Origin of the sequence: Lactobacillus nasalidis, assembly GCF_016587775.1 — a bacterium.
Classification (GTDB): domain Bacteria; phylum Bacillota; class Bacilli; order Lactobacillales; family Lactobacillaceae; genus Lactobacillus; species Lactobacillus nasalidis.
In genome coordinates, this window is record NZ_BOCG01000400.1 from 1 (window position 1) to 10,166 (window position 10,166).

Below are 10,166 nucleotides of genomic sequence, written 5' to 3' on the forward strand. Positions count from 1 at the left end.
CTGCCGACGCTGCCGGCATCAGTCTCAAAAGCAGCGACTTCACCCTGGTAGCCCCGCTCAGCCAGCTCTTTCAAGAAGCTGTAGGCAGGAACCGCTGGCTCCCCGCTCCAGACGGGAGCGGCCACGATAATCTGGTCGTAGCTGGCCACTGGTATCTGGTCGTGAGCGATGACCGGGTAGCTTTTGCTTTTCAGCTGGTCAATCGCCAGGTCCGCCACCTGCCGCATCCCCAGCTCATAGACGTGGCCGGGAACGGTTATTTCCAACAAGTCAGCCTTTTCTTTAGCCGCCAGCTTTTGGGCGGCTTTTTTCGTCGTGCCTGACCAGGAATAGTAGGCAATTAATTTTTTCACTCTGATTCACGCTTTCTGTAACTCAATCTCTGCCGATTGATTAATTACAGTATAGACAGAAAAACCGTCATAGAAAATTGCCCCTTTTCTATGACGGTATACGGTGAAAGAATACTATTTTCTGATGAACTGCTCATCGCCAGCCGCCTCTTCAGCTGAGACGTAGCGCTCAACGCTCATGTGCAGGTCATACTTCTCGCGAAGCTTGGCCAATTGGCCCATCATCGGCGAAGCGTGGTGGGCGTCAAGCGCCTCCTGGTTTTCCCAGCTGTCGATCAAAAGGATGGTTTCCGGGTCATCCAGAGGCTGGAAATATTCATAGCGCAGGTTGCCGGCTTCTTCCCGGATGGCCTTGGCAACGCCGCTGGCTTCCATTTCAGCCGCAAACTTGCGGGCGCTGCCGTTTTGGCCGCGGTAGTAAAGGTTGACAGTCAAACTCATATGCTTTCCTCCTGTTTTCTGAGTATCCGCTTTCAGTTTAACAGATTTTTATTCTTTTGACCGGTCTGGAATTCTCAGCCAGTGCTTGCCCGGTTCATGAATGTTGAAGCGCTTGGCCAGGTAGTCCGGGTCGCTGTTTTTGATAAAGGCTATGCCCCAGTTTTCCAAGGCTTCAGCTACTGGATACAGGCTCTGCCCCAGGCTGCTTAAGCTGTATTCCACGTGCGGGGGCACTTCAGGGTAGACCTTCCGGTCGACCAGCTGGTCAGCCTGCATCTCTTTCAAGCTCTGCGTCAGCATCTTCTGGCTGACGCCGACGACCCCTTTTTTCAATTCGCCATAGCGCTTGGGCCCCTGCAGCAGCTCCCGCAAAATCAGTATCTTCCACTTGCTGTCCAGCAGGGAAATGGTCACCGCGCAGGGGCAAATGTCAAATCTGCTGATATCTTCTGCCATAATCATCACCTCTAAGGCCCATGATAACACAATACTAACTTTTAGTAACCAATCTTACAAAAAAGTGGCTACTTACAAAAAGTTAGTTAAGGTAGTAAGCTTGAAACCGTAGAGAGCTAAAACTGTTGTTTAAAGAATGAGAGGTTTGATATTTATGGAATTTTTAGACGCGGTTAAAAAACGTCACTCAGTCAGAGACTTCAGCGAGCGGGAGGTCAGCCGCGAAGACCTGCTGGCCATCGTTGACGCGGCCAAGCTGACCCCTTCTTGGGCCAACAGCCAAACCTGGAAGCTGGTGATTGCCAGCGGCCAGACCTTGGAAAAGATCCGCCGCCACCACGAATCCGCAGGCCAAGAAAGCCAGGACACCCCGGAAGTGCCGCCGCTGCACCGCGACACGATGGGCCCGGTGGGGATGAAGAACGTGAGCGGCTGGATGAGCGGCATCAATGATTTTATGAGCAAGGACCCGCAGGCCATGGCTAAAGACGCGGCCAGCCTGTACAATGCCCCGGCCGTGGCTTATCTGCTGATGCCGCGCGCTAGTGCCCTGTATTCAGCCTATGACCTGGGAGCTTTCGGCCAGACCTTGATGCTGGCTGCCGCCGACCGCGGGCTTGACTCGATTCCTGCCATGGAATACGTTCTCCACCCTAAGTTCCTGCATGAAGCGCTGGATGTAGGCGATGACTATGTTTTCGCCTTGGGCATCGGCCTTGGCTACGAAAAAGAAGACGCCATGATCAACCAGTTCCGGGCAAGCAGAATGGACAATGACGAATTTTTGACGATCAAAGACTAAAAATGAAGATCCGCTCCTAGACTTGGGAGCGGATCTTTCGCGTTTTCAGTATTTAGAGTGAAGAAATAATGTGTGTTTGGATTTACTGCTATTTCAGATAAGCCGTCAAAGCCCCCAAGATCGCCCGTACATCATAGCGGATCGGCTTGACCGGGGCAACAGCTTTCTTCATCCCTAGCAACTGGTAGACCGCCATTCTGGAAGCTCGCACCGAATATTCTTCGGTACTACGGCCGACTAGCCTCAAAGTTTTGTATTTGTTCTTTCAGCACCTGCTCGGTCACCTTCAAAACCTCATCCAGGCTGACCTGGCCGTAGATGCCGGCCAGCCAGTCCAAATATGCCGTGGCGATGGTCGCTGAATACAGGTCGCTGCGGATTAAGGCCTCAGTCTTTGAGCTGGGCCATTTTGCAAATCCGGCTTGAGCAGTTCTTGAAAGCTGTTTTTAAAAGCCTCCCGGAAATCAGCGCAGTTTCCTGCTTTTGCGACATAGCGGAAAAAATCGATTTCCTGGTACATCAGCTGGCTGCTGACGTGGAAAAGGTCAGCCAAGCCCGGCTGGTCGATCTTGGCCAGCTGCTGCTCGATTTCGCCGATCATGTCATCGATGAATTCCTAAAAAACGTCATCAAGATTGTCATAGTGCTTGTAAAAAGTCATCCGGTTCAAGTCCGCCTGCCGGGCCAGTTCCGCAATCGAAAAGTTCCGGTAGCCTTTTTGAATCGTCAGGTCAATATAGGCCCGGCGGAATTCGCGCTTGTTCTTCAAAAAACGCCGGTCTGTCGAATTTTTGTACATTTTTGGTCAGCATTCCTCAGCAAAGTGATAATTAACGATCATATTGCTTATTATTGCTGATTGTCCCTTAACTTGCAAGCCGCTAGAATTAAATGCCGAAAGGAGCAATTTTCCAATGAAAATTATTTCCAGCCTGCTCTCCAAATACCCGGCAGACCAGGTTACCCCGCAAGACTTTATCGACAAATTGACCATCGGCAATCCCAGCTGGCAAAGCGCCTACCTGGCCGTGCTTTTGACCGTCATTTTCGGCCTGCTGGTCTACATCATCCCGATCTACCTCACTGAAAAAGACCACCAGGGCCCTTACCCGCTCTACATGCACACCTTCTACTGCGCGGCGGACTTCATGGGGATCTGGGTCTTTTTGGACACTTGGTCCAAAAACGGCCACTTTGTCCTTTTCCTCTTGCTGGCCATCGGCGAAGCAATCTGGGTCTTGATGGAAATCTACAGCCTGCAGCGGGCCCTGACTTATGAAAAGGACATCAACTGGAAGCCGGGCACGCCCTTTAAGACGCGCCTGCGCGACGTCATCTTCCAGGTCTTGATCTTCTATGTTTCTTTGAACCTGCTGCGCTTTGAGCTGCATGACAGCACCATGTGGAAATTCTGGATCTTTACCCAGATTTTGATCACCACGGTTCCGGGCCTGAGCTTGGAAAAGCAGGGCAGGCGGCAAGGACACAATGTCTGGCTGCACGTCACCTTGATCTGCGTCGTCATCGCCAGTTTCAATCCCTGGTGCAACATGTGGGCGATTGTCGCGCCAAAACTTTTCTCACCGGCCAACAATCCCTGGTACTACATCACCGGGGCGGTCTGCCTCTTCTTCGCCGTCCGCGGCTTGATCGTCTATCTCAAACTGCCGGCCAAAAAATAAGTTTAAAAAAATCTCCCCCTGGAATTTCCAGAGGGAGGTTTTCGTCTGCTACAAGTCCAGCAGGCCGTCTTCATCAAGAATTTTGACCTGCTTGCCATTCCTTTTAACCAAAGTCATTTTTTCGAGGAGTTTGAATTTGCGGGAGAGAGTTTCGGGCGTAGTTCCCAAATATAAGGCGATGTCTTTCATCTTCATGGACAGGCGGACCTGGTCGCTTCCGGCTACTTTGGCCAAGTCCAAAAGGTAGCTGGCCAGCCTCTCTTCGACCCTTTCCATGGCCAGGAACTGGGTCTGCCTTTCGGTTTCCAGCAGCTTCTGGGCGCTGAGCTCCAGCAGTTTGAGGGAGAGCTGGGGATTTTCCAGGAGGACCCAGTTGAAGTCGGCCTTGCTCAAGCTGCAGATCTCCGTGTCCTCCATGGCCTGGCCGAAGAAGCTGTCGTTTTCCAGGCCAAAAAGCTGCTTTTCCCCTTCATAGTCACCCGGCTGGGCAACCCGGAGCAGCTGCTCGCGGCCGCTGGCGGAGAGCTGGTAGACCTTCATGTTCCCCCGAGCCACGATCTGCAGTTTTTCATCCCCTGGCTGGAAAATCATCTCACCTTTTTGATAGCGCCGGTGGCTGGCCAGGGAATTGATCTTGAGCTGGTCTTTTTCTGGCAGGTCCGCGAACAGTGGAACCAGGCTGACACAGATATGCTGCATTATGCTCTCCTCTGCTGGTAAAAATTAGCCCTGGACCAAACGGTCGAATTCTTCCAGGGTCTGGTAGGTCTTGGTCATTGCTCCGCAGGCATCAGCCGGGATGGCGTAGCCGGCCGTCAAAGCCCGCAGCTTGAGGAAATCGGCCGTCAAGTCTTCCTGGCCAGCTTTCACCTTCTTTTGGATGTCTTCATAAACCTTGCGGACTTCAAAGACTTCCGGGTGGCAATCGCCTTGGCCAAGGGGTGGGCAGATTCTTTTTCCACGCTGACCAAAAGCTCTTCAGCCTCCTTACCCTGGCCGTACTTTTTCACCTGGCTGACCCGGGGGTCACCGTAAGTCAAGGTCCCGGTCTTGTCGAACATGATCGTGTCGACCTTGCTGAACTTGGTGATGACCTCGCTGCCCTTAAAAAGGATCCCCTGCTTGGCCCCGTTGCCGATTCCGGCCACGTTGGAGACCGGCACCCCGATCACCAAGGCGCCTGGGCAGCCCAGAACCAGGATGGTCACGGCCAGTTCCAGGTCTTGGCTGATGAGGCCAACAATGATGGCCAGGAGCAGGACGACTGGGGTGTAGTACTTAGAGAAGCGGTCAATCAAGCGCTCAGCCTAGGACTTGGAGTCCTGGGCCTCTTCAACCAGCTCGATGATCTTGCCAAAAGTCGTTTCCTCCCCGACCTTTTCCGCCTTGATCCGGATGGTCCCGTTCTCCAGGATCGTGCCGGCGTAGACAGCGTCGCCCGGCTTTTTGCCTAAAGGCATGGACTCGCCGGTGATGCTGGCCTCATTGGCCGTCCCGCTGCCGGCGGCAACTTCCCCATCAACCGGGATCTTGCCCCCGGTCTTGACCAAGATGATGTCTCCTTCTTCCAAATCATCCAGGGCAACTTCTTCAAATTCGCCGGATTCAGTTTGCCTAAGGGCTGTTTCTGGTACCATTTCCACCAGTTCTTTAACGGCTGACCGGGTCTTGGCCAGGGTCTTTTGCTCAAGGTATGCCCCAAATAAGAAGAGAAAGGCCACGATGGCCGATTCCTCAAATTCCTGGATGACGAAGGCGCCCAGGATGGCCAGGGTAACCAGCAAGTCGATGCTGATGACCTTGACTCTTAGGGCCTGCCAGGCCGCCGTAGCGATCGGCAAGCCGCCGGCAAGAGACGCGGCCAAGAGCAGGCTGCCTGCCGCCGGTTCGCTTTTAAATAGCCATTTGACGGCAAAGGCCAGGACGATCAAGACGCCTGTAATTGCCGTCAGCCGGTCGCGATTTTTCATTAACCATTTCTGCATTGATCTTTCGACCTCCTTTGTTTGTTGGCTCTACTATAGCGGGAAGGCTGAATTTCCCAATTGATTTCTATCAAGATCGGAATTTTTTCGCAAAAAAAGCCGCCCAAGGGAAATCCCTTGAGCGGCAAAATCAGCCACGGCTTTTCAGCAGAATGTACAAACCCAGCAGGATGTACACTGCCGGCACGATGACTTCCTTGTAGCGATCCAGCAGCTTCTCCAGCAGCGGCAGTCTGGCCAGCAGGCCGAGCCAGCGCTGATCCAGCAGGCGCAGCCCGGCCGCCCCCAGGCAGCTGGCCAAGAGCAGCAGGCCCATGCCCAGGTACTTTCCGGCCACGAGCATTCTGACCTCCTTTTTCCCCGAAGCTTCCGAAAAAAGGACGGTGTTTACCAGCAGGTCGTCAATATTGGTTCCGGCAAAAGAGGCCAGACTGAGCAGCAGTGTTTTGATCATGGTTTTCTTCCTAGTTTTGTTCTTAAATCTAGAATATTCGCTGAAAGCCTCTTCGTCAAACCCGACTTTTTCGTGGCTTATGCCATGCTTAGAGCGCGGGTGGCCATTATTTCGCTGGAAGGCCACGAAATAATGTACTTGTTGAAGCAACAAGCTGAAAAAATGTTTACGAAAGGACAAAGCAAATGGCCAAACCATAAATCGTGCACATGATGACCTCAATCGACGGCCTGCAGGACCCGCGCCCTTTTCCCCCATACCTGGAAAGTGCGCAAACTTATGACGATGGCGCTGTCTGGCTCCGCTGCCGCACTCATAATTAAGCAGCAAATAAGCCTCCCCGGTTTTCGCCGGAGAGGCTTTTGTCTTCAAAAAGTTAATCGGCTGGCTTCCAGGCTCCCAGCATCCGTTCCTGGTCGGCCAAGGAAACGTTGTAAAAGCGCTTCTTGCGGTCCAGCTGGCGGATCTCGTCCATTTCTTCCTCAGTCAGGGCAAAGTCAAAAATGTCGAAGTTTTCCTGCATGTGCCGCGGATTCGTCGTCTTCGGGAACACGACGTTTCCTTCCTGGATGTGCCAGCGCAGAATCACCTGCACGTTGGTCTTGCCGTACTTTTGGCCCAGCTTCGTGAACAGGGGCTCGTCGATCAGGCCCTGGTCACCGTGACCCAGCGGATACCAGCTTTCAACAATCGTGCCGTACTTGGCCATGCGTTTCTTTAGGCCGCGCTGCTGCCAGTAAGGGTGGCACTCCACCTGGTTGACGGCCGGCTTGATTTCAGCCGCCTCGCAGATTTCCTCGAGCCGGTCGGATTCAAAGTTGGAAATGCCGATTGAGCGCACCTTGCCGGCCCGCACGGCTTTTTCCATATCCTTCCAAGCCCCGAGGTAGTCGCCGAATTGCTGGTGGAGCAGCAGCAGGTCAATATAGTCCGTGTCCAGCCGCGCCAGCATCTTGTCGATCGCGGCCGCGGTCTTGCCTTCGCCGTACTCGCTCGGCCAGAGCTTGCTGGTGATCCAGATTTCTTCCCGGGCCAGGCCGCTCTCCTTGACGGCCTTGCCGACGCTGCGCTCGTTTTGGTAGGCGTGGGCCGTGTCGATGTGGCGGACGCCCAGCTTCAAGGCTTCCAGCACCGCCTTTTCCGTTTCCGGGCCGGCCGGCACCATGTATACGCCAAGGCCAAACTGCGGAATCTTGTTGCCATCGTTCAAAGTAAGATATGTTTGTGTCATTTTTTCACCTCTGTTGTTTGTTGACAGCTTTATCTTACAACGCCCCCATCGGGAAAAACACGGGCAGTTTTCCCTTTTCAGTGGCTTAGGCAACGCTTTTGCAAATACCGTTGCCTAATGCCTTCAGGCTTCTTTAAGGCTGATTTCCGCGTTCAAATCCCGGCCGGGCTCTTTGACCAGGTCGGCAATGTATCTGGCCACGCCTTCATGGCTGACCTGGCTGGCGTCTTCCTGCTGCAGGTCGTCGGCAACGACCTCGTAGCCGTCTTTTCCAGAATTGTCGCGGATCCACGGCAAATAGATGCAGGTGGTGTCCAAGGAACTGTCAGCGAAAATCTTCCCGCCCAGGCTTTCGTCGTCGCTGCAGTGGCCGGTAGTCACGACCAAGCGCTTGCAGGACGTGCCGGTCAAGGCATTGACAACGTGGCGGGCGACAGTGCTGCCGGCCATGTAGTTCAATACGGCCAGCTCCTGGCCCTCAGCCGCTGCCCTGACGGCCGCTTCATCGGTCAAATCGCCGTCAACCAGCTTGGCCTGGCCGGCATACTGCTTTAAGCGTTCAGTGACATTGTGGCCAAAAAGGGTCAGGGAATTGTCGTCGACCAGCTTCGGGATCAGCTTGTCTGCTACTCTGCCAGTTGCTGCTAAAATGATAATCTTCATGAAAATAGCCTCCTCATCAAAATATTCCATGCTTTTCGTCTTGCTGTCTTTATCCTAACCTTAAAGCCGGCTCTAAAGTCAAGGGCCTGGCCGGAAAAAATGCTGCCGGCGGAACTGGCCATAAGGACAAGAAAGAAAAACGCACTGATTTGCCGTCAGTACGTTTTTGGCTAATGATTGGCTTACAGCTTGCCGTATTCTTCGTCATCAACCGGTTCAAGCCATTCGTTGCTCATGTTTTCGCCTGGGATCATGAAGGCCAGGTGGGAGAACCAGCTGTCCTTGGCTGCCCCGTGCCAGTGCTTGGCGTTGGCTGGAACGATGACTGCCTTGCCCGGAGTCATCTTGACTGGTTCTTGCCCTTCAATCTGGCACCAGCCTTCCCCGCCAACGCAGATCAGCACTTGGCCGCCGCCCTTGTCAGCGTGGTGGACGTGCCAGTTGTTCCGGCAGCCCGGTTCAAAGGTAACGTTGTGGATCGGGAATGGAGCGCCAGTTACCGGTGCAAGGTAGCTGTTGCCGATAAAGTACTTGGCATAGGCATCATTTGGCTCGCCGATTGGGAAGAAGACCGTCTTTTCGTAGGCTTCCTTTGACAAGTCGCTTGCTTCATCTTCAGTCCAGATTTCCTTGGCCATGTTGAAGACAGCCCAGGCTACCGGCCAGCCGGCGTAAAAGGCCGCGTGGGTGATGATGGCCGCGATTTCCTTCTTGGTAACCCCATTCTTCTTGGCAGTCTGCAGGTGGTACTTCAAGGAGTCGTCCACCAGCCCGCGGCCCATGAAGACTGAGATTACGACAATGCTTCTGGTCTTGGGATCGATGTCCGGGTTGTTCCAGTTTTCGCCAAAAAGCACATCGTCGTTAAAATGCGCGAATTCCGGCGCGAAATCGCCTAATTGGTCTCTGCCTGCAGTTTGAATGATCTTTGCCATTGTTTTGCCTCCTGATTTTACTATGCTTTTTTCCAGATAACGTCTGTGTCGGTCATCCCGGCAAAAAACGAGATGTCGTCGTCAGTGCGGCCGATCGGCTGCTGGTCAAATACTTCGCCATTCTGCTCATACAGAATGACCAGGCAGCCAGCCGGCGGCCAGTATGAAATGTCACCAATCTTATAGCCAGTGGCTGCGGCCTCGGTGGCCGGCAGGCTCCCTGCCCCCATCCGGCAGCACATTTCCCTGCCGTACAGGTTCAGCATGGGCCATGTCGCCGGCAGTTTTTCATAAATCTGCCTGGCCGCGGCATTGTCGTAAAGCTCCGCGTAAACCGTGTGCTTGCCGGCTGTAATGCTGACTTTCATCTTTATCACCTCGTCTATGTTTTCTATTATAAGAGCAAGGCGCGAGTATGTTAAATGCTTATATTCTATGAATTGGTATACCTTTAAAGCATGCTTTTGAAATAATTCAAGAAGGCACCAGCCGCGCCGAATTCCGGCAGGGGCTTTTTCCAGGCAAAAACCGAGGTCATGGAAAGCTCCGGCTTGAGCGGCCGGAAGACCAGGCGGTCAGTCGGGTACATGTTTACCGCTCCTTCAATCGTCAAAGCTGACGCCAAGCCGGCGTCCACGATGTTTACCGCTTGGGTTATGAGGTTGTAGGTACAGAAGATGTCCAGCTCCCCTTTTGGCCGGCCGATCCAGGTCAAGAGTTCCTTTTGCACCGGCAGGCGGTCAGAAGTAATGAGCGTCTCATTCCACAGGTCTTCACGGGTGATGAACTCTTTCTTGGCCAGCGGGTGGCTTTTCCTCAAAAGCAGGCCCCAGCGCTCCTTGTCCTTCATCCGGACATAGTCAAATTTCGTTACGTCGACTGGTTCCAGCAAAAGGCCGAAGTCAAGCACGCCCTGGTCCAGCTGCTGGGTGACGTATTCCGCGCTGTTGGTGTACAGGCGATAGCTGACATTGGGGTGCTCTTGGCGGAAATTGGCCATGATTTCCGGGAAAACCCGGGAAGAGTACAGACCGCCGCTGCCAATTGAGATAACGCCGCCAATTTCTTTGGCGTCAGCAAAGTCGTCCTCGATTTTTTCCACAAGCGCCGTCACTTCTTCAGCCCGCCGCTGCAGCATGACGCCGGCATTCGTCAGCTTCAGCC

At 53.6% G+C, this 10,166-nt stretch carries 14 protein-coding genes and 2 pseudogenes; 2 read left to right on the forward strand and 14 right to left on the reverse strand.

All coding sequences use genetic code 11. The annotated features are described in order from the left end of the window. From lacNas_RS07210 to lacNas_RS07220, 3 genes are all read right to left on the reverse strand, one after another. Positions 1-353 (reverse strand): flavodoxin (locus lacNas_RS07210; protein WP_201331256.1); only part of this gene is annotated, 353 nt, incomplete at its 3' end. A gap of 114 nt (positions 354-467) precedes the next feature. Continuing rightward, a complete protein-coding gene (locus lacNas_RS07215) occupies positions 468-794 on the reverse strand; it encodes a putative quinol monooxygenase (protein ID WP_201331257.1) in 327 nt (108 codons plus the stop codon). Between the two features lie 48 nt (positions 795-842). Then, positions 843-1,250, reverse strand: coding sequence for a winged helix-turn-helix transcriptional regulator (locus lacNas_RS07220; protein ID WP_244660706.1), 408 nt, complete (start codon positions 1,248-1,250; stop codon positions 843-845). A 154-nt stretch (positions 1,251-1,404) separates the two neighbouring features. Here lacNas_RS07220 and lacNas_RS07225 point away from each other — a divergent pair, with 154 nt between their 5' ends. Continuing rightward, the gene (locus lacNas_RS07225; RefSeq protein ID WP_201331258.1) at positions 1,405-2,052 is read left to right on the forward strand and encodes a nitroreductase; all 648 of its coding nucleotides are present in this window, start codon (positions 1,405-1,407) and stop codon (positions 2,050-2,052) included. A gap of 379 nt (positions 2,053-2,431) precedes the next feature. On the opposite strand, the gene lacNas_RS07230 is transcribed toward lacNas_RS07225, so the two are convergent. Together lacNas_RS07230 and lacNas_RS07235 are read right to left on the reverse strand one after the other, a co-directional pair. Continuing rightward, positions 2,432-2,653 (reverse strand): hypothetical protein, encoded by a 222-nt coding sequence (locus lacNas_RS07230; protein WP_201331259.1) that lies wholly within the window; start codon positions 2,651-2,653, stop codon positions 2,432-2,434. Between the two features lie 15 nt (positions 2,654-2,668). Then, entirely contained in the window at positions 2,669-2,851 is a 183-nt protein-coding gene (locus lacNas_RS07235) for a TetR/AcrR family transcriptional regulator (protein WP_201331260.1), read from the reverse strand. A 115-nt stretch (positions 2,852-2,966) separates the two neighbouring features. Here lacNas_RS07235 and lacNas_RS07240 point away from each other — a divergent pair, with 115 nt between their 5' ends. Beyond that, positions 2,967-3,734 carry an ABC transporter permease gene (locus lacNas_RS07240; RefSeq protein WP_201331261.1) on the forward strand — a complete coding sequence of 256 codons (768 nt, stop codon included), beginning with the start codon at positions 2,967-2,969 and terminating at the stop codon, positions 3,732-3,734. A gap of 48 nt (positions 3,735-3,782) precedes the next feature. Here lacNas_RS07240 and lacNas_RS07245 read toward each other — a convergent pair whose 3' ends face one another. The 9 genes and pseudogenes from lacNas_RS07245 to lacNas_RS07285 form a co-directional block, all read right to left on the reverse strand. Further along, positions 3,783-4,433: a Crp/Fnr family transcriptional regulator gene (locus tag lacNas_RS07245; protein WP_201331262.1), complete on the reverse strand. Its 651-nt coding sequence runs from the start codon at positions 4,431-4,433 to the stop codon at positions 3,783-3,785. A gap of 24 nt (positions 4,434-4,457) precedes the next feature. Beyond that, positions 4,458-4,664: pseudogene (locus lacNas_RS14505) on the reverse strand (iron-sulfur cluster repair di-iron protein, ric); the annotation flags it as partial. After that, a pseudogene (locus tag lacNas_RS07255) lies at positions 4,658-5,719 on the reverse strand (HAD-IC family P-type ATPase); the annotation flags it as partial. The pseudogenes lacNas_RS07255 and lacNas_RS14505, both read right to left, overlap by 7 nt. A 130-nt stretch (positions 5,720-5,849) precedes the next feature. Then, the gene (locus lacNas_RS07260) at positions 5,850-6,173 is read right to left on the reverse strand and encodes a cadmium resistance transporter (RefSeq protein ID WP_201331263.1); all 324 of its coding nucleotides are present in this window, start codon (positions 6,171-6,173) and stop codon (positions 5,850-5,852) included. Between the two features lie 376 nt (positions 6,174-6,549). Next, positions 6,550-7,404, reverse strand: a complete 855-nt coding sequence (locus tag lacNas_RS07265) for an aldo/keto reductase (RefSeq protein WP_201331264.1) — start codon at positions 7,402-7,404, stop codon at positions 6,550-6,552. Between the two features lie 123 nt (positions 7,405-7,527). After that, positions 7,528-8,067, reverse strand: coding sequence for an NAD(P)H-binding protein (locus tag lacNas_RS07270; protein WP_201331265.1), 540 nt, complete (start codon positions 8,065-8,067; stop codon positions 7,528-7,530). A 182-nt stretch (positions 8,068-8,249) separates the two neighbouring features. Next, entirely contained in the window at positions 8,250-9,002 is a 753-nt protein-coding gene (locus lacNas_RS07275; protein WP_201331266.1) for a carboxymuconolactone decarboxylase family protein, read from the reverse strand. 20 nt (positions 9,003-9,022) lie between these two features. Beyond that, the gene (locus lacNas_RS07280; RefSeq protein ID WP_201336089.1) at positions 9,023-9,370 is read right to left on the reverse strand and encodes a cyclophilin-like fold protein; all 348 of its coding nucleotides are present in this window, start codon (positions 9,368-9,370) and stop codon (positions 9,023-9,025) included. An 83-nt stretch (positions 9,371-9,453) separates the two neighbouring features. Beyond that, positions 9,454-10,166: LysR family transcriptional regulator substrate-binding protein (locus lacNas_RS07285; RefSeq protein ID WP_201336090.1), on the reverse strand; the 713-nt coding region annotated here is incomplete at its 5' end.